The 19,172-nt window shown below is 68.6% G+C and carries 19 protein-coding genes; 6 read left to right on the top strand and 13 right to left on the bottom strand.

Translation table 11 applies throughout. The features are described 5' to 3' along the window. Positions 1 to 5: 5 nt before the first annotated feature. The 6 genes from urtD to QRN67_RS31845 all read right to left on the bottom strand — a co-directional run bounded on the left by urtD (position 6) and on the right by QRN67_RS31845 (position 5,780). Positions 6 to 788, bottom strand: a complete 783-nt coding sequence (urtD, locus tag QRN67_RS31870) for an urea ABC transporter ATP-binding protein UrtD (protein ID WP_106937606.1) — start codon at positions 786 to 788, stop codon at positions 6 to 8. A gap of 14 nt (positions 789 to 802) precedes the next feature. Next, positions 803 to 1,858, bottom strand: coding sequence for an urea ABC transporter permease subunit UrtC (urtC, locus tag QRN67_RS31865; protein WP_285415014.1), 1,056 nt, complete (start codon positions 1,856 to 1,858; stop codon positions 803 to 805). A gap of 4 nt (positions 1,859 to 1,862) precedes the next feature. Beyond that, on the bottom strand, positions 1,863 to 2,765 hold the full coding sequence (urtB, locus tag QRN67_RS31860) for an urea ABC transporter permease subunit UrtB (RefSeq protein WP_106936193.1): 903 nt from the start codon (positions 2,763 to 2,765) through the stop codon (positions 1,863 to 1,865). 5 nt (positions 2,766 to 2,770) lie between these two features. Next, positions 2,771 to 3,964, bottom strand: coding sequence for an urea ABC transporter substrate-binding protein (gene urtA / locus QRN67_RS31855; protein ID WP_081267361.1), 1,194 nt, complete (start codon positions 3,962 to 3,964; stop codon positions 2,771 to 2,773). Between the two features lie 377 nt (positions 3,965 to 4,341). Further along, positions 4,342 to 4,836 (bottom strand): hypothetical protein, encoded by a 495-nt coding sequence (locus tag QRN67_RS31850; RefSeq protein ID WP_081267362.1) that lies wholly within the window; start codon positions 4,834 to 4,836, stop codon positions 4,342 to 4,344. Beyond that, positions 4,833 to 5,780, bottom strand: a complete 948-nt coding sequence (locus tag QRN67_RS31845; protein WP_081267363.1) for a LysR family transcriptional regulator — start codon at positions 5,778 to 5,780, stop codon at positions 4,833 to 4,835. The genes QRN67_RS31850 and QRN67_RS31845 overlap by 4 nt, the downstream gene beginning before the upstream one ends. 95 nt (positions 5,781 to 5,875) lie before the next feature. On the opposite strand from QRN67_RS31845, the gene QRN67_RS31840 reads away from it, so the two are divergent. Beyond that, the gene (locus QRN67_RS31840; RefSeq protein WP_285415013.1) at positions 5,876 to 6,868 is read left to right on the top strand and encodes an SDR family oxidoreductase; all 993 of its coding nucleotides are present in this window, start codon (positions 5,876 to 5,878) and stop codon (positions 6,866 to 6,868) included. 13 nt (positions 6,869 to 6,881) lie between these two features. Here the strand turns inward: QRN67_RS31840 and QRN67_RS31835 are convergent, their stop codons facing one another. The 3 genes from QRN67_RS31835 to QRN67_RS31825 all read right to left on the bottom strand — a co-directional run bounded on the left by QRN67_RS31835 (position 6,882) and on the right by QRN67_RS31825 (position 9,767). Continuing rightward, a complete protein-coding gene (locus QRN67_RS31835) occupies positions 6,882 to 7,835 on the bottom strand; it encodes a glutaminase (RefSeq protein ID WP_285415012.1) in 954 nt (317 codons plus the stop codon). After that, the gene (locus tag QRN67_RS31830) at positions 7,832 to 8,740 is read right to left on the bottom strand and encodes a DMT family transporter (RefSeq protein WP_081267365.1); all 909 of its coding nucleotides are present in this window, start codon (positions 8,738 to 8,740) and stop codon (positions 7,832 to 7,834) included. The genes QRN67_RS31835 and QRN67_RS31830 overlap by 4 nt, the downstream gene beginning before the upstream one ends. 73 nt (positions 8,741 to 8,813) lie before the next feature. Continuing rightward, positions 8,814 to 9,767 (bottom strand): LysR family transcriptional regulator, encoded by a 954-nt coding sequence (locus tag QRN67_RS31825; protein WP_106936188.1) that lies wholly within the window; start codon positions 9,765 to 9,767, stop codon positions 8,814 to 8,816. A gap of 112 nt (positions 9,768 to 9,879) precedes the next feature. Between QRN67_RS31825 and QRN67_RS31820 the strand changes: the two genes are divergently transcribed. The 4 genes from QRN67_RS31820 to QRN67_RS31805 are packed head-to-tail and all read left to right on the top strand — an operon-like array spanning position 9,880 to position 13,550. Further along, positions 9,880 to 11,007 (top strand): aryl-sulfate sulfotransferase, encoded by a 1,128-nt coding sequence (locus tag QRN67_RS31820; protein WP_285415011.1) that lies wholly within the window; start codon positions 9,880 to 9,882, stop codon positions 11,005 to 11,007. After that, complete coding sequence (locus tag QRN67_RS31815) at positions 11,004 to 11,972, top strand: ABC transporter substrate-binding protein (protein ID WP_285415010.1); 969 nt, start codon at positions 11,004 to 11,006, stop codon at positions 11,970 to 11,972. Before QRN67_RS31820 ends, QRN67_RS31815 begins: the two co-directional genes overlap by 4 nt. Next, entirely contained in the window at positions 11,969 to 12,736 is a 768-nt protein-coding gene (locus QRN67_RS31810; RefSeq protein ID WP_285415009.1) for an ABC transporter ATP-binding protein, read from the top strand. Before QRN67_RS31815 ends, QRN67_RS31810 begins: the two co-directional genes overlap by 4 nt. A gap of 10 nt (positions 12,737 to 12,746) precedes the next feature. Then, positions 12,747 to 13,550: an ABC transporter permease gene (locus QRN67_RS31805; protein ID WP_285415008.1), complete on the top strand. Its 804-nt coding sequence runs from the start codon at positions 12,747 to 12,749 to the stop codon at positions 13,548 to 13,550. A gap of 13 nt (positions 13,551 to 13,563) precedes the next feature. Here the strand turns inward: QRN67_RS31805 and QRN67_RS31800 are convergent, their stop codons facing one another. The 3 genes from QRN67_RS31800 to QRN67_RS31790 are packed head-to-tail and all read right to left on the bottom strand — an operon-like array spanning position 13,564 to position 15,544. Continuing rightward, complete coding sequence (locus QRN67_RS31800) at positions 13,564 to 14,064, bottom strand: BON domain-containing protein (protein ID WP_285415007.1); 501 nt, start codon at positions 14,062 to 14,064, stop codon at positions 13,564 to 13,566. Beyond that, complete coding sequence (locus tag QRN67_RS31795; RefSeq protein ID WP_081267374.1) at positions 14,061 to 14,570, bottom strand: flavin reductase family protein; 510 nt, start codon at positions 14,568 to 14,570, stop codon at positions 14,061 to 14,063. The genes QRN67_RS31800 and QRN67_RS31795 overlap by 4 nt, the downstream gene beginning before the upstream one ends. 44 nt (positions 14,571 to 14,614) lie before the next feature. Next, complete coding sequence (locus tag QRN67_RS31790) at positions 14,615 to 15,544, bottom strand: LysR family transcriptional regulator (protein WP_285415006.1); 930 nt, start codon at positions 15,542 to 15,544, stop codon at positions 14,615 to 14,617. A 73-nt stretch (positions 15,545 to 15,617) separates the two neighbouring features. On the opposite strand from QRN67_RS31790, the gene QRN67_RS31785 reads away from it, so the two are divergent. After that, positions 15,618 to 17,594: an alkyl/aryl-sulfatase gene (locus QRN67_RS31785; RefSeq protein WP_285415005.1), complete on the top strand. Its 1,977-nt coding sequence runs from the start codon at positions 15,618 to 15,620 to the stop codon at positions 17,592 to 17,594. Between the two features lie 273 nt (positions 17,595 to 17,867). Here QRN67_RS31785 and QRN67_RS31780 read toward each other — a convergent pair whose 3' ends face one another. Next, positions 17,868 to 19,097, bottom strand: a complete 1,230-nt coding sequence (locus tag QRN67_RS31780; protein WP_285415004.1) for a spore maturation protein — start codon at positions 19,095 to 19,097, stop codon at positions 17,868 to 17,870. Between the last annotated feature and the right edge of the window lie 75 nt (positions 19,098 to 19,172).

Genomic DNA, 19,172 nt, shown 5'->3' with positions numbered 1-19,172 from the left:
TGTGCTCAATGGCCCAGGTACACGTCGATCACGCGCGGGTCGGACTGCACTTCGGCGGCCGTTCCCTCGCTCAGCAGCCGGCCCTGGTGCAGCACGGTCACGCGGTGGGCGATGCGCTTGACGAAGTCCATGTCGTGCTCGATCACCACCACCGACTTGCCCACCGAGATGCGCCGCAGCAGGTCGCCGGTCTGCTCGCGCTCGCGCGGGCTCATGCCGGCCACGGGCTCGTCGAGCAGAAGAAGTTCGGGCTCCTGCATCAGCAGCATGCCGATCTCCAGCCACTGCTTCTGGCCGTGGCTGAGCTGGCCCGCGCGGCGCTCGAGCTGGTCGAGCAGGAACACGTCGGCCGCCATCGCGTCGATGCGCTCGCGCAGCGCGGCGGTGCGGCGAAAGGCCAGCGATTGCAGCAGCCCGTGCATGCGCGGCAGCGAGATCTCGAAGTTCTCCAGCACCGTGAGGTCTTCGTAGACCGAGGGCGTCTGGAACTTGCGGCCCACGCCGGCACGCACGATCTCGTACTCGTTCAGGCGGCCGAGGTCCTGGCCGTTGAACAGCACGCGGCCCGCGCTCGGACGGGTCTTGCCGCAGATCATGTCCAGCAGCGTGGTCTTGCCCGCGCCGTTCGGGCCGATGATCACGCGCAGCTCGTTGCGCTCGACCGCAAGGCTCAGGCCGTCCACCGCCTTGAAGCCGTCGAAGGACACGGTGAGGTCTTCGACGCGAAGGATCTGCTCGTTCGAAGGCGGCACCGCCGAGGCGGCCTGCGGCAGGCCGCCGTTGGGCATGGTCATGGTCGCGTTCATGGCGCGGCCTCCGCGCCGCGCCGGCGCAGCAGCCTCGCGCCCAGGCCCGCGAGCCCCTCGGGCATGGCCCACACCACGAGGATGAACACGGCGCCCAGGAAGTACAGCCAGCCTTCAGGAAAGGTCTCGGACAGGTACGACTTGAGAAAGCCGATCAGCAGCGCACCGACGACAGCACCCGGTATCGACAGCCGGCCGCCCACCGCCGCGTAGATCACCATCTCCACCGAGGCCACCACGCCTATCACGCCCGGCGCGATCAGCCCCACCTGCAGGCTGTAGAAGGCCCCGCCGATGGAAGACAGCACCGCGGCCACCGCGAACACGAAGGCCTTCATGTGCGCCGTGTTGTAGCCGCTGAAGCGCACGCGGTCTTCCCGGTCGCGGATGGCGATGAGGATCTTGCCGAAGCGGCTGCGCACGATGACGAGCGACACCGCCATCACCAGCGCGATCGCCAGCACCTCGACGAAATACATCGTGCGCTTGGCGTCGTCGCCCGCGATGTCCAGGCCCAGCAGCGTGCGGAAATCGGTGATGCCGTTGGCGCCGCCGGTGTCGCCCTGCTGGCCGATGACCACCACGGTGAGCGTGAGCGCCAGCGACAGCGTGACGATCGCGAAGTACACGCCGCTCACCCGCCGCTTGAAGATGGCGTAGGAGAACACGTAAGCCAGCACCGCGGGAACGGCGAGGATGCCGACGACGGTCCAGCCCAGCGAGTGGAACGGAACCCACCACGAAGGCAGCTGGTCGACGCTGCTCCACACCATGAAGTCCGGCAGCTCGGGCGCCGAGGCTTCGAGCTTGAGGAACATCGCCATCATGTAGCCGCCCAGGCCGAAGAACATGCCCTGGCCCAGGCTCAGCACGCCGCCGTAGCCCCAGGTCAGCACCACGCCGACCGCGACGAAGGCGAAGGCCAGGTACTTGCTCACAAGGTTGAGCCGGAACGGATCGAGCGCGGCAGGCAGCACCACGGCCAGCAGCAGGAGCACCGCGGCCATCGCGCCGATGTCGCGCCTGCGTTGGGGAGAGAGTTTCGACAACATGCCCTCAGCTCCTCGACCGCGTGGCGAACAGCCCGTTGGGCCGGAAGTACAGCACCACGATCACCAGCAGCAGGATCGTCGCCTTGGCCATCGAGCCGCTCATCAGGTACTCCAGCCAGGTCTGCGACTGCGCGATGGAGAAGCCCGAGAGCGCGGTGCCCACCAGGCTCTGCACGCCGCCGAACACCACCACGATGAACGAGTCGACGATGTAGAGCTGCCCCGTGCCCGGGTTGGTCGAGCCGATCATGGTGAACACCGCGCCCGCGATGCCCGCCAGGCCCGAGCCCAGCGCGAAGGTCATGGCGTCCACCCGGTGCGTGTCGATGCCCACCGCGCCGGCAATGGCGCGGTTCTGCGTCACCGCGCGCACCTTGAGCCCCCACGGCGTGCGGTACAGCAGCAGGTACACGCCGGTCGCGACCAGGGCCGTGAGCCCCACGATGAAGATGCGCGTGAGCGGCAGCTGGATGCCCGGCGTCGGCTCCCACGCCCCGGCGAGCCACGAGGCCAGCGGCACGCTCACCTCCTGCGCGCCGAAGATCGAGCGGTAGGCCTGCTGCAGCATCAGGCTCAGGCCCCAGGTCGCGAGCAGGGTGTCCAGCGGGCGGTCGTAGAAGAAGCGGATGAAGCCGCGCTCCAGCACATAGCCGAACGCGAAGGTCACCGCGAACGCGAACGGAATCGCGGCGAACAGGTACAGGTCCATGAAGCCCGGCGCGAAGTGCTCGAAGAAGCGCGCGGCCAGGTAGGTCATGTAGGCGCCCAGGGCCATCAGCTCGCCGTGCGCCATGTTGATGACGCCCATCAGGCCGAACACGATGGCCAGCCCGATCGCCATCAGCAGCAGGATGGTGAACAGGCTCACGCCGTTGAACACCTGCATCACCGCGATGTCGAAGTTCATCGCGTTCAGACCTTCGGGAAGGGGTTGGGCTCGACCAGCTGGGGCGATTCCCACACGATGTCGAACTGCCCGTCGGGCCGGGCGCGGCCCACGCGCACCTTCTTCCACACGTGGTGGTTGGTGGCGTGCACGCGCACCGTGCCTTCGGGCGCTTCTATTTCCACGCCCGCCGCTGCCGCCGTGACCTTGTCGACGTCGAAGGACTTGGCCTTCTCCACCGCCAGCTTCCACAGGTAGACGCTGTTGTAGGCCACCTCCATCGGGTCGCCGATCACGCGGTCCTGCCCGTACTTGGCCTTGAAGGCCTTCACGAACTTCTCGTTGGCCGGCGACTTGATGCTCTGGAAGTAGCCCATGCAGGCGTAGTAGCCGGCGGCGTTGTCCTTGCCGATGCCGTCGATCTCGTTCTCCGACACCACGGTGGACAGCAGCACCTGCCTGGCGCCGTCCAGTCCCGCCGCGCGCAGCTGCTTGTAGAAGGCCACGTTGGAGCCGCCCACCACGGTGCTGTAGATGCAGTCGGGCTTGGCGGCCTTGATCTTGTTGATGATCGACGAGAACTCGGTGTGGCCCAGCGGCGCGTACTCCTCGCCGAGCACCTTGCCGCCGGCCTTGGCGATGGCGGGCTTGGCGATCTTGTTGCAGGTGCGCGGGTAGATGTAGTCGGAGCCCACCAGGAAGAAGCTCTTGCCCTTCTCGCGCGCCATCCACTCGACCGCCGCGATCACCGACTGCGTGGCCTCCTGCGAGGGATAGAACACGCGCTTGTCCTGCTCCTGGCCTTCGTAGTAGGTCGGGTAGAACAGCAGTCCCTTGGCCTGGTTGAGCACCGGCAGCAGCGCCTTGCGCGAGGCCGATGTGTAGCAGCCGATGATGGCGGCCACCTTGTCGCGCTCCAGCAGCTTGCGCGCCTTCTCGGCGAACACCGGGTTCTCGCTGGCGCCGTCTTCCACCACGGCCTCGATCTTCTTGCCCATCACGCCGCCGGACGCGTTGATCTCCTCGATGGCGAGCTTCTCGGCATCGACCAGCGAGGCCTCGGCGATGGCGATGGTGCCCGAGAGCGAATGCAGCAGGCCGAGTTTCACGGTGCCGCCGTCCTGCGCCGATGCGATGCCGGCCACGCCGCCCGCGGCGCCCAGCACGATCATCGAGCCGCCGGTCTTCACGATCTGGCGGCGGTTGAAAGCGTTCGTCATGTCAAATTCCTTTGTGTTTGTGCGAGTCATCAGGAAGATCCGACCTTCGGAACCGCGCGTTGGGTGTCTCCTCCCGCGGCGCGGCCCTGCAAACGGGCGTTCGGCTGCCAGTGCGTTTTCTTTGGGCAAGGCTTCGCCACCGGATGCAGCGCATCCGTTTCGAAAAGTTTCCTTGCGGCCGAGAAAACAAAAAAGCCCGAACCGGTGGTGAAACCGATTCGGGCTTTATTGCCCGACGCCTCGCTGGCAGCACTGGCAGCGGGTGTCGTATGACTGGTAACGATTGCTCGTTGGGGCGGATTCTTCTCAACTCACCCCGGCATGAACATACGCTGTTTCGCTAATTGGCGAAATCGCGATTCATGTGTTATTCGCGCTCAGCGCGGGCGCGCGTAGCCCGACTCGATCCATGCGCTGGCGCTTGCGGCCGTGAGCCTGAAGGCGGGCGACACGCTCACGCTGGCGAGCTCGGCGTCGTCGGCATCGTCGTAGGCGCTGAGCGTGGCCGAGGGGTTGTCCTCGTCGGGCACGATGGCCAGCGCCACGCGCACACGCTGGTCGTTGCGCGCTGTGACGGTCACGCTCTTGTTGAGCGTGGCGTGCAGTTGCTGCTCGTGGCGGCGGATCACTTCGGCGGCGGTCTTCACCAGCGTGGAGAAGGCGGGGCCGTCCAGCGGCTTGGGGTTCTTCTTGTCGCGGCCCATGGTCCAGGGGCCGACCAGGGCCGGCTCGGGGTCGCCGTGGCGGGTCATCTCGACGGCCCAGCCGTCGTCTTCCTCGTTCTTGATGACGCGGGCGGTCCAGGTGTCGTCGCGCCAGAGGCGGGCTTCCTGCAGGGGGAGGGTGTCGGATTCGTTCGATGGTTCTGTCATTCGGAGGCCTGTTTGCTTGCGCGGGCCATTTTCCCCCGCGCGCCGGCGTCTTCCTGGCCGTCAACGTACTGTTGCAGTCCCTCGGCCAATGCGTCGAAGGCGGCGCGGCAGCGCGGGCTGTTGCGCAGGTCCTCGTGCATGGTGACCCAGGTGTCGAGCTTGAGCGCCATGGCGCGCGGCATCAGCCGCACCAGCGCCTCGGTGCGCCGGGCCAGGCCGACCTGGCACACGCCGATGCCCGCGCCGGCGCGTATGAGCGCCAGTTGCCCGAGGTCGCTGTCGGTGCGCAGCGAGAAGCTGTCGCGGCTGTAGCCCGGCAGCGACTTGCCCGCGTTGCGCACGAAGGCCGAGGGCTGGTCGTAGCCGATGACCGCGTGGCCGGCCAGTTCCTCGAGCCGGCGCGGCGTGCCGTGGCGCGCGAGGTAGTCGCGGTGCGCATGGAAGCCGAGCTCGATGTTCCCGATGCGGCGCGCCACCAGCTGCTCCTGCCGGGGTCGCACCATGCGCACGGCGATGTCGGCCTCGCGCCGCAGCAGGTCCTGCACGCGGTTGGTCAGCACCAGCTCGACCTTCAGCGCCGGATGCTCCTCGCGCAGCCGCGCCACGATGGGCGGCAGCACCTCGACGCCGATCACCTCGCTGGCCGACACCCGCACCACGCCGCGCACGCCTTCGCCCTGGCTGCTGGCGGCGCGCTGCAGCGATGCGGCGGTGCTTTCCATGGCCTCGGCATGCGTGCGCAACGCCAGCGCCACTTCGGTGGGCAGCAGGCCGACCTGCGAGCGGGTGAAAAGCACCACGCCCAGCGCTTCCTCGAGCGCCGCCACGTGGCGCCCCGCCGTGGGCTGGGTGATGCCCAGCGCGCGCGCCGCGCCCGAGAGAGAACCCTCGCGCAGCACGCCGAGGAAGGAGCGGTAGAGCTCCCAGCCGATGTTCGAAGTCATGCATAAATGTATAGCTGCTGGCTCATGTTCGGTAATTCCAATCGAACCGGCCCGGTTCCAGAATTCATCCATCGACAACTGTTCTGGAGCATTCCATGGCACACGGCAACGACAACACGGTTCTGGTCCTTGGCGCGACGGGCGGCATCGGCGGCGAGGTGGCCCGCCAGCTGCGCGACGCGGGCTGGGAGGTGCGCGCACTGAAGCGCGGCGCGAGCGAAGGAAAGCGCGACGGCATCACCTGGCTGGCCGGCGACGCGATGGACGCGCAGGCCGTGCGGCAGGCCGCGAGGGGCTGCGCGGTCATCGTGCATGCGGTCAACCCGCCGGGCTACCGCAACTGGTCGCAGCTGGTGCTGCCGATGCTCGACAACACCATCGCCGCCGCCAAGGCGGACGGCGCGACCATCGTGCTGCCGGGCACGGTCTACAACTTCGGCCCCGACGCCTTTCCGCTGCTGGCCGAAACATCGCCCCAGCATCCGGCCACCCGCAAGGGCGCGATCCGCGTCGAGATGGAGAAGCGCCTCGAAGACGCGAGCCGCGAGGGCGCCCGCGTGCTGATCGTGCGCGCCGGTGACTTCTTCGGTCCCCGGGCCGGCAACAACTGGTTCTCTCAGGGGCTGGTGAAGGCGGGGCAGCCGGTCAAGGCGGTGAGCTACCCTGGCCGCGCCGGCATCGGCCACCAGTGGTCGTACCTGCCGGACGTGGCGCGCACCATGGTCGAGCTGCTGGCGCGGCGCGACCGGCTCGAGCCCTTCGCGCGCTTCCACATGGCCGGCCACTGGGACGCCGACGGCACGCGCATGAGCGGCGCCATCCGCAAGGCGGTGATGCGCCGCACCGGCACCGAGGCGCGGGTGTCGGCCTTTCCGTGGTGGCTGCTGACGCTGGCTTCGCCCTTCGTCGCCACCTTCCGTGAAATGCGCGAGATGCGCTACCTGTGGCAAACGCCCGTGGGCATGGACAACGCGAAGCTGGTGGCCTTGCTGGGCCGCGAGCCGCACACGCCGCTCGACGAGGCGGTCGAGGCATCGCTCGAGGGCATGGGCTGCCTGGCGACGGCGCCGGTGGCGGCCGCGGCCTGAGGGGCAACGTCAATCAGAACACCGACAGCCCCGTGCGCGCCACGAACAGCTCCAGCGCCTTCATGCCCAGCAGCGAATTGCCGGTGGCATCGAGCGCCGGCGACCAGACGCACAGCGTGAGCTTGTCGGGCACCACGGCCACGATGCCGCCGCCCACGCCGCTCTTGCAGGGCAGGCCGATGGAGAAGGCCACGTCGCCGGCCGCGTCGTAGGTGCCGCAGGTGAGCATCAGCGCGTTGATGCGGCGGGTCTGCCGCTCGCCGGTGATATCGGGCTGGCCTTCGACCGGGTGCGCGCCGTCGCGGCACAGGAAGGCGGCGGCGCGCGCCAGCTGGCGGCAGCTCATGCGCAGCGCGCACTGGTGGAAGTAGGTGTCGAGCACGGTGGCGACGTCGTTGTCGATCTTGCCGAAGCTCTTCATGAAGTTGGCCAGCGCGAAGTTGCGAAAGCCCGTGTCGGCTTCGGACTGCGCCACCTCGTCGTCGAAGGCGATGGGCTCGCCGCACAGGTTGGCCATGAGCGCGAGGATGTCGGCCTTGGCGCTGCCGCCGCCGGCCTTGGCCTGGCTCACCAGCCGGTCGGCCACCGCGATGGCGCCGGCATTGATGAAAGGGTTGCGCGGCTTGCCCTGTTCGTTCTCCAGCTGCACCAGCGAGTTGAACGGATTGCCCGAGGGCTCGCGGCCGATGCGCTCCCACAGCGCGTCGCCCATGCGCTGCATGGCCAGCGTGAGCGTGAAGAGCTTGGACACGCTCTGGATGGAGAAGGGCGTCTCGAAGTCGCCCGCGCCTGCCTCGGTGCCGTCGCAGGTGCGCAGCGCGATGCCGAACTGCCGCGCGTCGATGCGCGCCAGCGCCGGGATGTAGCTGGCCACGGTGCCGCCGGGGCAGCCCTGGTCGATCTGCGGGCGCAGGGTGGCGACGATCTCGTCGAGCACCGGCTGGAAGTTCATGGTGTTGCCGTTCATGCGGCGCGTTGTACCGCAGGCCGCCGGTTCACCAGCACGATGCCCAGCGCCACGCCGATCAGCGCCACGATCAGCTGCACCGTGAGCGGCTCCTTGAGCACCACCACGCCGAAAACCAGCGCGAACAGCGGCGTGAGGAAGGTGAAGGACGACATCTGCGTGGCCGGGTAGTGCCGCAGAAGCCACATCCAGGTGAGGTAGCTCGCGAAGGCGCCGATCACGGTCTGCAGGCCGATGGAGGTCCAGGCGCCGGCTGAATAGGCGAAGCCCCAGTGCTCGCCGAGCGCCAGCGACAGCAGCGGGCACATCGCCGCGGTGACCGCCACCTGGTAGAACAGCGTCTTCTCGGCGCTGGCCGTGGCCAGTTTGGTGGTGCGCAGCGTGAGCGTGGTCAGGCCCCACAGGGCGCCGGCCGCGAGGCCCATGGCGTCGCCCACCAGCTGCGACGAACTCATGTGGCCGAAGCCCTCGCTGAAGGCCAGCACCACGCCCGAGAACGCGATGAACAGGCCCAGCCACTGGAAGCCGCGCAGCCGCTCGGCCGGCACCCAGCGCGGCAGCAAAAGCGACACCCAGAACGGCGCGGTGTAGAGGAACACGGTGAGCCGCGACGCGCTGGTGTTCTGCAGCCCCAGGTAGATGCCCGCGAACTCGCCCGAGAACAGCAGCCCGGCCAGCAGCCCCGGCCACAGCGTGCCGTCGCGCTCGAACAGCGGCACGCGCCGCCACACACACCACAGCCACAGCAGCGCGGTGGCGCCCACCATGCGGATCGAGGCCTGCCACATCGGCGGCACCTCGGCCACGGTGGTCTTGATGAGGATCTGCTGGAGTCCCCAGAACGCGCAGCAGGCGATCAGGAGGCCGATGGCGAGGGAGTCGAGGTGGGTCTTGCGCTGGATCATTCGCTGCTGTCGGTCGGTCGCGGCTGGAAAAAAGCCGCGTAATTCGTCCGATGATCGTATCGCGCCGGCGTGTTTACTGCGCGAAGCCGTTCAGCGACGGCAGCGGCGCCTGCCGCTCGAAGCGCTTCTCGATGGCCAGCAGCGCGGCTTCCAGGAACTGCAGGAACATGCCCATGGCCACCGCCGTGGTCTGGCCGGCGCGCTGGTAGAGGCAGCTGAACGAGCGCGCGCCCGCGTCGGCCAGGCCGGTCCACACCAGCGTGCCGCGCTCCACGTCCTCGGCCACGTTCTCCGGAATGAGAAAGCCGATGCCGGTGCCGCCGGCCACCAGGCGCCGCACCATCGCGACCGAGCTGGTCTCCACCAGCGGGCGCACCTTGCGGTGCTCGCGGTGGTCGATCTGGTCGACCATGGCGCGCAGCTCGGTGTCGGGCGTCATGAGGATCAGCGGGTGATCGAGGCAGTCGCGCAGGCGCGGCAGCTTGCTGGCCGCCGTGAGCGGATGGCCCGGCGGCGTGACCAGGCCCAGGTGCTGCGGGAACGCGCGGATCTCTTCCACGCCGGGCGGCGGCTTGCGGCGAAGGCAGAAGCCGATGTCCGACTCGCCGTTGGCCACCCACTTCAGGATGTTCTCGCCGCTGCCCGAGCGCACGCTGTAGGTCACGCCGGGGTAGTGCTTCATGGCGGCCTCGATGACCTCGGGCACCAGCTGCTCGGCCGACGAATGCGACACCGCCAGGTTGATGTGCCCGCGCCGCAGCGACCGCAGGTCTTCCACCTGGGCCAGGGCGTTGTCGAAGTCGCGCTGGCCGCGCCGCACGGCGGCCACCATGATCTCGCCGGCCGTGGTGAGCTGCATGCCGCGCGGCAGCCGGTCGAACAGCGGCGTGCCCACCTGTTCCTCGAGGTTGAGCACCTGCTGGTGCACGGCGGCCGCCGTGAGGTGCAGCGCCTCGGCGGCCTTGCGCACCGAGCCGCGGCGGGCCACTTCGTCGAAACAGCGGAAGGTCTGGGAGATGGCGCGCATGGCCGGGGAGTGTATGGAATTTCCATACGCACCGTACAAAACAAACAGATTTTCCTGACGGGCGATGCGTCCTACATTCGCGCCATTCTTCAATCTCCCCGAGGTTCGTTCCGTGCCCACCACCACCGTAGACCAGATCACCCAGCGCCGCCGCGGCGTCGGCCTGATCGCCCACGACCCGGCGCTCAGCGCCGGCGGCTACACCCTGATCGCGCCGCAGACCGACGACGGCAACGTCTACCTGATCGACATCGAGGGCCGCGTCGCGCACCAGTGGAAGATGCCGGTGCGCCCGGGCCGCGCGGCCGTGATCCTGCCCAACGGCAACCTCGGCTACAACGGCAACCACGCCGATTCGCCCGAGATCTACGGCGCCTGGTCGCTGTGGCACGGCGGCGATTTCTACGAGGCCACGCCCGCGGGCGAGATCGTCTGGCGCTACCAGGATCCGACGCACCACCACGACGCCCGCTGGCTGGCCAACGGCCACCTGCTGTACGCAGGCTGCGCGCCCGTGCCGCCCGGCTTTGCCGAGCGCGTGCCCGGCGGCACGGCGCACGGCCCCGACGAGACGATGTACGGCGACGTGATCCGCGAGGTCGACCGCAACGGCAAGCTGGTGTGGGAATGGAAGGCCTGGGAGCACCTGAAGCCGGAAGACTTCCCCATCCACCCCGGCTTCGGCCGCACCCACTGGCCGCTGGTGAACGGCCTGGACGTGACGCGCGAGGGGCTGGTGCTCATGAGCCTGCGCACCACCTCGGGCATCGTGGGCGTCGACCGCGCCACGGGCGGCGTGAAGCTGCACATTCCGCCGTCGGTGCTGTCGCACCAGCATGCGCCGGTCGCGCTGGACAACGGCAACATTCTTGCTTTCGACAACGGCAACTTCCGCACCGGCAAGCATGTGGCGTTCTCCCGCGTTCTCGAAATCGACCCGGCCTCCAACGAGGTCGTGTGGCAGTACGCGGACGAACTGGTCAACGCGTTCTACACCGCCTACATGGGCAGCGCGCAGCGACTGCCCAACGGCAACACGCACGTCACCGAGTCGGCCACCGGGCGCCTGTTCGAGGTCACGCCGGCCGGCGAGGTGGTGTGGGAGTACGTGATTCCCTGGTTCGCCGAATACCCCGACGAAGCCGCGCGCAAATACGTGCCCGGCCGGCAGAACAGCGTGTTCCAGACCTTCCGCTACACGGCGGCGCAACTTCCCTGGCTCAAGGTGTCCGCATCATGATTTCTTCCGCCCTTCGTCCTCTCGCGCTCGCTTTTGCGCTGGCCACGTTGCTTCCGCTCGCGGCACAGGCCGCCGACGCGCCCAAGCCAGTGCGCATCCTCAGCAACTGGTTCGCCCAGCCCGACCAGGCCGGCTACTGGCAGGCCCAGCAGGACAAGCTCGGCAAGGAGGCCGGCATCGAGATCAGCGTGCTGCAGGGCGGCCCGAAGATCCAGACCATTCCGCAGGTGGCCTCGGGCCAGGCCGAGTTCGGCATCGGCAACGCCGACGACGTGCTGTTGGCCCGCCTGCGCGGCGCGCCGGTGCGCGCGGTGTTCGCGCACCTCGACTACGTGCCCTACACGCTGGTCTATCACGCCGACCCGGCGGTGAAGTCCATCACCGACCTGCAGGGCCGCACCTTCGCGGTGAACCTCGGCAACGCCTACTGGGAGTGGACGAAGAAGCAGTACAAGCTCGCCGGCACGCGCGAGATCCCGGTGAGCGGCGACCTGAGCCTGTTCCGCAACGACCCGAAGATGGTGCAGCAGGGCTACTCGCTCTTCCTGCCCGCGCGCATGGCCGCGGCCGGCGTGCAGGTGCAGCAGATCACGCTGGCGTCGCTGGGCTACCGGCCGTACGACGTGCTCTTCACCACCGACGACATGATCCGCAAGAACCCCGCGCTGGTGAAGGCCACCATCGCGGCGGTGCAGAAGGGCTGGGCCAACTACGTGCGCAACCCGCAGGGGCTCAAGCCGCTGATCACCGGCATGAACAAGCAGATGACGCCCGAGATCTACGATGCGGCCAACAAGGAAATGATCGAGACGCTGATCTCCCACGACCTGGGCCGCATCGGCTGCATGAGCGACGCACGCTGGAACGAGTTGGCGGGCCAGCTGCGCAGCGTCAATTTCCTGCCGGCGAACTTCGACGCGAAGCAGGGCTACGACCGCACGCTGGTGCCGGGCTGCGCCCCATGAGCGGCGCGGCCGTCGGGCTGGAGGGCGTGTCGAAGCGTTTCGACACGCGCAAGGATGGCGGGTTGCTGGCGCTGGACACGGTCGACTTCGCGCTGCGCCCGGGCGAGTTCGTTTCCATCGTCGGGCCTTCGGGCTGCGGCAAGTCGACCCTGCTGCGCATCATGGCGGGGCTCGTGGAGCCGAGCACCGGGCGCTGCACCCGGCCCGATGGCATGGAGACCGCCTTCGTGTTCCAGGAGGCCGCGCTGCTGCCCTGGCGCACGGTGGAACGCAACGCGCAGCTGCTGATGGAGCTCGAAGGCCACGCGCCGGCCAGCTACCGGCCCCGCGCGGCCGAGGCGCTCAAGCTGGTGGGGCTCGCCGGATTTGAGAAGTCGTACCCGCACCAGCTTTCGGGCGGCATGCGCATGCGGCTGTCGCTGGCGCGTGCGCTGGCCTTGCGGCCCGGGCTGCTGCTGCTCGACGAGCCGCTGGCGGCGGTCGACGAACTCACGCGCGACGTGCTGCAGGAGGAGCTGTCGTCGCTGTGGCGCCAGGCCGGCTTCACCGGCGTGCTGGTGACGCACAACGTGCACGAGGCGGTGTACCTGTCGAACCGGGTGGTGGTGATGTCGCCGCGGCCGGGGCGCATCCTCGACGTGATCGACGTGCCTTTCGGATTCCCGCGCGCGCCGGAGCTGCGCGCCAGCGCGGGCTTCGCGGCGCTGACCGGGCAGGTGACGGCGGTGCTGCGCGCGCAGCATCGCGCACAGGCGGTTGCGTGAGGAGACGGCGATGACGCAAGGATCCATTTCTTCCCCCGCCGCAGCCTTCGTGCGCAACGCCGCCCCGGTGCTGGTGGTCGCGCTGCTGGCCATCGGCCTCTGGTGGCTGCTGAGCGCCACCGTCTACCAGGGCAAGGGCTACCTGCTGCCGTCGCCGCAGGAAGTGGCGGCCGCCACGGCGGAGAACGCCGGCGTGCTGATCGGCGCCACGCTGTCGACGCTGAAGGAGGCGCTGCTGGGCTACGCAATGGCCATCGTGCTCGGCATCGCGGGTGCGGCCGTGCTGGCGCAGTCGCGGCTGCTGGAGCGCAGCCTGTATCCGTATGCGGTGCTGCTGCAGACCGTGCCGGTGGTGGCGATCGCGCCGCTGATCGTGCTCTGGTTCGGCTACAACGAGCTGTCGGTGGTGATCGTGAGCTTCATCATGTCGCTGTTCCCGATCATCAACAACACGATGCTGGGCCTGCGTTCGACCTCGCGCAACCTGGCGGAGCTGTTCGCGCTGCACCGCGCGGGCGGGCTGGTGTCGTTCTGGAAACTGCGGCTGCCGGGCTCGCTGCCGCACATCTTCGCGGGGCTGCGCATCTCGGCGGGGCTGTCGGTGATCGGCGCCATCGTGGGCGAGTTCATCATCGGCTCGGGCAATGCCGAAGGCGGCCTGGGCGTGCAGATCGTGTTCGCGCAGGGGCGCATGTACACCGCGCTGCTGTTCGCCGAGGTGATCGCGGCGACGCTGCTGGGCTTCGTGTTCTTCCTGGCGGTGAGCGCCATCGGCCGGCTGCTGCTGCGGCACTGGCACGAGTCGGCGCTCTAGCGCCCCGGGCCTGTCACTGCGCGGCCAGCGGGTAGGGCGGCTTGCCGCGCGTGCCCACCATCAGGTCGGGCACCACGGCCTCGACGTCGGGCAGGGCGCGGGCGGTGCGCTCCAGTCTTTTTGCCAGCGCGGCGTTGGGCACGCAGCCCTGCAGGTACACCCAGCGCCGCTGGATCATCACCCACACGCTGCCCTTGTCCACGCCGGGCACCGCCCGCAGCGCGGCGCGCACCTTGGGCGCCAGCGGCTTGTCGTAGCGGTAGGCGTTGCTGTCGGTGCACTTGCCGGCCAGCCAGCAGCTGGTGCCGCGTTCCAGCCGCGAATGGGTTTGCACGCGGCGTTCTTCGGCGGTATAGAACGGCCCCTCGGGCATTGGGCAGGCCGGCAGGCCCGCCGACACCTGGAAGAACGGGTCGTCGAACCAGTTCTGCTTGAGCGGCCCGCCCGCTTCCTGCGCCATGCCGGCCTGCGCTGCGAGCAGCAGGACGGCCATCAGCGCAGGGCGCAGGGTCACAAGGGGTGTTCCGTGTAGAAGCGCCCGCCGTGGAACAGCAGCGGCGAGGCGCCGATGTCGTGCGTGCAGCGCTCCACTTCGCCGACGAAGATCACATGGTCGCCTTCGTCGTAGCGGCTGCGGTTGAAGCACTCGAAGCTCGCGGCGGCGCCGGCCAGCACGGGCGCACCGCCCAGGCCTTCGGTGAAGGCCACGTCGGCCCAGCGGTCGATGTTCTTGGTGGCGAAGCGTTCGGCCAGCGCCTTCTGGCTGGCCGCCAGGATGTTGACGGTGTAGTGCGAACCGGCGCTGAGCGCGGGCATCGATCCGGCCGCGCGCGCCAGGCTCCACAGCACCAGCGGCGGCGCGAGCGAGACGGAATTGAAGGAGTTGGCCGTGAGGCCGACCAGCGTGCCGTCGGCCGCCCGGGCGGTGACGATGGTGACGCCGGTGGCGAACATGCCGAGCGCTTCACGAAACTCGTCGGGAGAAAAGGAGGGCGGCTGGGCCCGGCGGAGAGTGGTCACTGAAAAAGGCTGCGAGGGCTTGGAGGGCAGAAGGCCATTTTGGCTCAGCGACCCGGGGGCTGCTTGGCGGGGCTCATCAACTCGGTCACCAACCGGGAATAGGCGGTGGCCGCAGGCGAGAGGGTACGCCCTGCGAGCGTCACGAGGCTGTAATGCGTTTGCATGCCCGTGAGGCCGGCCACCGGCAGCGGCACCAGCGCGCCGGTTTCGTGCCCCGGCGCGGGCGCCAGCGGCGCAAGGATGGCAGCGTTGGCCGTGAGCGCCAGGTGCCGCAGCGTGCCCGCGTCGTCGCAACTCACGTTGAACAGGCTGCGGTCGCCGCCCTTGACGCTTTTGCCGTGCCTGGCCTGCCGGTCGAACTGCGCCGCCACCTCGGCCGGCAACTGCGGGCCGGCCACGGGATAGTCCATGAGGCTCTCGAGCGTGACCTGCTTCAGTCTGAGCAGCGGGTGCTTCGGCCGCACGAAGAAGGACACCGGCACGTCGGGCAGCCGCGCCAGCTTCAGGCCGGGCTGCTTGTTCAGGTCGCGCGTGTCGGCGATGAACAGGTCGAGCTGTCGGCGATGCAGGCGCTCGCACAGGCTGGCCGTGTCGGCCACTTCCATGCGCATCAGCAGTTGCGGATGGCGCTGGGCCATGAGCGACAGGGCCATGCGCCCCAGCGTGCCGGCCGCGAACGGCCCGAGGCCCACCGCGAGGCTGCCGATGGCCAGGCCTTCGAGCTGCAGCACGTCGCGCTCGATCTGCGCGGCATCGGCCAGCAGCTCGCGGGCGCGGGCCAGCACCAGCTCGCCGGCCTGGGTGAAGCGCACGGTGCCGTAGGCGCGGTCGATCAGGCGGGCCTGCAGGCCTTCTTCGAGGGTGTCGATGCTGCGCGAAAGCGCGGGCTGCGACAGGTGCACGGCCTGGGCCGCACGGCCGAAGCTGCCCTGGTCCGCGAGGGCGACGAGATGCTGGAGCTGGCGCAGCTGCATTTTGCAAATTTCTGAAAATCAGACTTCGTATTTTGCATTTGCCAATGCTTTCAGCGGTTCGGAGAATCGCGCCATGATTTCCTCCCTCTCCCGTACAGCCGGGTTCGTCGCGCTGGCCTGCATGCTGGGTGCCCCGCCGGTTTCCGCGCAGACGGCCCCCAAGCCGCCCGAGCCTTCCACGCTGCAGGCCAACGCCGACATGGCGAAGACGCTGCCCTTCGCCGATCGCCGCGACTTCGAAGACGCCATGCGCGGCTTCATCGCCACCGTGCCCGACGCGCTGGTGCCCGGCGCCGGCCCGCGCCCGGCGTGGAGCATGAAGCCCTACGACTTCCTCAAGGCCGACGTGCCCGCAGACACCGTCAACCCCAGCCTGTGGCGGCAGGCACAGCTGAACGCCATGCACGGGCTGTTCCAGGTGACGGACCGGGTCTACCAGGTGCGCGGCTTCGACCTGGCGAACATGACCATCGTCGAAGGCGACAGCTCGCTGATCGTCATCGACCCGCTGCTCACCGCCGAGACCGCGCGCGCCGCGCTCGACCTGTACTACCAGCACCGGCCGAGGAAGCCGGTCGGCACGGTGATCTATTCGCACGGCCATGCCGACCACTTCGGCGGCGTGAAGGGCGTGACCACCGAGGCCGACGTGGCCGCCGGCAAGGTGCAGGTGCTGGCGCCCGCCGGCTTCATGGAAACCGCGGTGGCCGAGAACATCCTCGCGGGCAACGCGATGAGCCGGCGCTCGCAGTACCAGTTCGGCTCGCTGCTGCCGCCGGGCGTTCGCGGGCAGGTCGACACGGGGCTGGGCAAGGCGCTGGCGCGCGGCACGGTCACGCTGATCGCGCCCACGGCCAGCATCGACAAGCCGACCGAGGCGCGCACCATCGACGGCGTGCAGTTCGTGTTCCACCTGGTGCCGGGCTCCGAGGCGCCTTCGGAAATGCTCATGTACCTGCCGCAGTTCCGCGTGCTCAACATGGCGGAAGACGTGACGCACAACATGCACAACCTGTACACGATCCGCGGCGCCGAGGTGCGCGACGGCAACCTGTGGTCGAAGTACATCGACGAGGCGCGCGTGGCCTTCGGCGGCAAGGCCGACGTGCTGATCGCGCAGCACCATTGGCCCACCTTCGGGCAGGACCGCATCGTCGACCTGCTGAAGAAGCAGCGCGACATGTACAAGTTCATCAACGACCAGTCGCTGCGCCTGCTGAACCAGGGCTACACCGCGGCCGACATCGCCGAGACGCTGCGCATGCCCGCGAGCCTGTCGCAGGAGTGGTCGGCGCGCGGCTACTACGGCACGCTGCGCCACAACGCCAAGGCGGTCTACCAGAAGTACCTGGGCTGGTACGACGCCAACCCCGCCAACCTGGATCCGCTGCCGCCGGTGGCGTATGCGAAGAAGACGATCGAGTACATGGGCGGTGCCGACGCGGTGATCGCGCGTGCGCGCGACGATTTCCGCAAGGGCGAGTTCCGCTGGGTGGCCAGCGCGATGAACCAGGTGGTGTACGCGGAGCCGTCGAACCGCGCGGCCCGCGAACTGGGCGCCGACGCGCTGGAGCAGCTGGGCTATCAGTCGGAGGCCGGCACCTGGCGCAGCGCCTACCTGGTGGGCGCGATGGAGCTGCGCAATGGCGTGCCGAAGATTTCGATCGGCAGCAGCGCGAACGCTGACACGCTCAAGGCGGTGAGCAACGACCTGTTCTTCGATTTCCTGGGCGTGCGGCTCGACGCGGCCAAGGCGGAGGGCAAGAAGCTGGTCATCAACTGGAACTTCACCGATTCGAACCAGCAGTTCGTGTTGACGCTGGAAAACTCCGCGTTGACGCACATCGCGGGGCAGCAGCCGGGCGCGGATGCGACGGTGACATTGAGCCGGGCCACGCTCGATGCGGTGACGCTGAAGGAGACGAGCTTTCCGGCTGCCGTGTTGACCGGGAAGGTGAAGATCGAAGGCGACCGGGCCAAGCTGGCCGAGCTGATGTCGATGCTCGATACCTTCGAGCCCATGTTTCCTGTGGTGGAGCCGCGGCGGTAGTTTTTTCAGGGCGAGTGCACAGGCCACCGGGTACTCCCCTCCGCGAATGTCCCCCGGCCTGCGGCCTCCTCCTTTATTTCGCTGCGGGGAGCACCCGGTGTCCTGTGCACAGGGCACGCTGCTGGTGTTCGGCCGATCAACGACCGCTCTGTACAACGATCACGCCGATGGGGTGCCTTGCGCAGCGAAATAAAGGAGGAGCCCGAAGGGCGGGGGACATTCGCGGAGCAAGGTACCCCGTCGGCGTGAGCGCGCCCTGAATCGGCGCCAAGCCTACCCAAAGAACCAATAGCAGACGGCGACAGCAGCAATCACCCCGGCCAGCTCGGCAAGCAACGCACAAGACACCGCATGCCGCGTGCGCTGGATGCCGACCGCACCGAAGTACACCGCCAGCACGTAGAAAGTGGTCTCGGTGCTGCCCTGGATGGTGGCGGCCACCAGCGCCGGGAAGCTGTCGACGCCCTGGCTCTTCATGGTCTCGATCAGCATCGCGCGCGCCGCGCTGCCCGAGAAAGGCTTGACCAGCGCCGTGGGCATGGCGTCGACGAAGCGCGCGTCGAAGCCGCCCGCCGTCACCAGCCAGCGCAGGCCGTTCAGCGCGAAGTCGAGCGCGCCCGAGGCACGCAGCACGCCGATTGCGCACAGCATCGCGACCAGGTACGGCAGCAGGTTCTTCGCAATGTCGAAGCCTTCCTTCGCGCCTTCGATGAAGCACTCGTACACCTTGATGCGCCGGATGGCCCCGGCCAGCAGGAACAACACGATCACGCCGAACAGCGTGAGGTTGCCAAGCAGCGACGACAGCGACGCGATGGCCGCCGCCGACAGCGTGCCCAGCAGCGCCATGAAGCCGCCCAGCAGCAGCGCGCCGGGCAACAGGTAGGCCAGCACCACCGGGTCCCACAGCCGCAGGCGCTGCACCACCGCCACCGACAGCAGCCCGACCAGCGTCGAGGCGCTGGTGGCCAGCAATATCGGCAGGAACACCAGCGTGGGGTCGCTCGCGCCCTGCTGCGTGCGGTACATGAAGATGGTCACGGGCAGCAGCGTGAGCGACGAGGCGTTCAGCACCAGGAACAGGATCTGCGCGTTGGTGGCCGTCACCGGGTCGGGGTTGAGCCGCTGCAGTTCGCGCATGGCCTTCAGGCCGATGGGCGTGGCGGCGTTGTCCAGCCCGAGTGCGTTGGCGGCGAAGTTCATGGTGATGAGGCCGAGCGCCGGGTGCCCGGCCGGCACGCCCGGCATCAGGCGCCGGAAAAGCGGCCCCAAAAGCCGCGCCAGCCAGCCCACCAACCCCGCCGCCTCGGCGATGCGCAGGAAGCCCAGCCACAGCGTGAGCGTGCCGAAAAGCAGCACCATCACCTCGACCGCGAGCCGCGCCATCGCAAACAGGCTTTCGACCAGCGCCGCGAACACCGTCGGGTCGCCGCCGACGAGCCAGCGCCCCAGCGCGGCCAGCGCCGCCACCCCGAAGAAACCCAGCCACAAGCCGTTGAGCACGCTTCTTTTCCCTTTTGTGCGGGTCGATCATAGGGCGCTGAACACGCCAGGCCGCCGCGAGCTACAGTTCGGCCC

The organism is Variovorax sp. efr-133-TYG-130, assembly GCF_030208835.1.
Classification (GTDB): Bacteria; Pseudomonadota; Gammaproteobacteria; order Burkholderiales; family Burkholderiaceae_C; genus Variovorax.
This window is presented reverse-complemented; position numbering and strand designations above follow the sequence as displayed.

Bases quoted from the DNA above. Each gene is read 5' to 3' on its own strand.
- QRN67_RS31850 (WP_081267362.1), bottom strand. From the start codon at position 4,836: ATGACAGAACCATCGAACGAATCCGACACCCTCCCCCTGCAGGAAGCC.
- QRN67_RS31830 (WP_081267365.1), bottom strand. From the start codon at position 8,740: ATGATCCAGCGCAAGACCCACCTCGACTCCCTCGCCATCGGCCTCCTG.
- QRN67_RS31805 (WP_285415008.1), top strand. From the start codon at position 12,747: ATGACGCAAGGATCCATTTCTTCCCCCGCCGCAGCCTTCGTGCGCAAC.
- QRN67_RS31825 (WP_106936188.1), bottom strand. From the start codon at position 9,767: ATGCGCGCCATCTCCCAGACCTTCCGCTGTTTCGACGAAGTGGCCCGC.
- QRN67_RS31785 (WP_285415005.1), top strand. From the start codon at position 15,618: ATGATTTCCTCCCTCTCCCGTACAGCCGGGTTCGTCGCGCTGGCCTGC.
- QRN67_RS31845 (WP_081267363.1), bottom strand. From the start codon at position 5,780: ATGACTTCGAACATCGGCTGGGAGCTCTACCGCTCCTTCCTCGGCGTG.
- urtD (WP_106937606.1), bottom strand. From the start codon at position 788: ATGCCCAACGGCGGCCTGCCGCAGGCCGCCTCGGCGGTGCCGCCTTCG.
- QRN67_RS31835 (WP_285415012.1), bottom strand. From the start codon at position 7,835: ATGAACGGCAACACCATGAACTTCCAGCCGGTGCTCGACGAGATCGTC.
- QRN67_RS31790 (WP_285415006.1), bottom strand. From the start codon at position 15,544: ATGCAGCTGCGCCAGCTCCAGCATCTCGTCGCCCTCGCGGACCAGGGC.
- QRN67_RS31810 (WP_285415009.1), top strand. From the start codon at position 11,969: ATGAGCGGCGCGGCCGTCGGGCTGGAGGGCGTGTCGAAGCGTTTCGAC.
- urtB (WP_106936193.1), bottom strand. From the start codon at position 2,765: ATGAACTTCGACATCGCGGTGATGCAGGTGTTCAACGGCGTGAGCCTG.
- urtA (WP_081267361.1), bottom strand. From the start codon at position 3,964: ATGACGAACGCTTTCAACCGCCGCCAGATCGTGAAGACCGGCGGCTCG.
- urtC (WP_285415014.1), bottom strand. From the start codon at position 1,858: ATGTTGTCGAAACTCTCTCCCCAACGCAGGCGCGACATCGGCGCGATG.
- QRN67_RS31815 (WP_285415010.1), top strand. From the start codon at position 11,004: ATGATTTCTTCCGCCCTTCGTCCTCTCGCGCTCGCTTTTGCGCTGGCC.
- QRN67_RS31840 (WP_285415013.1), top strand. From the start codon at position 5,876: ATGGCACACGGCAACGACAACACGGTTCTGGTCCTTGGCGCGACGGGC.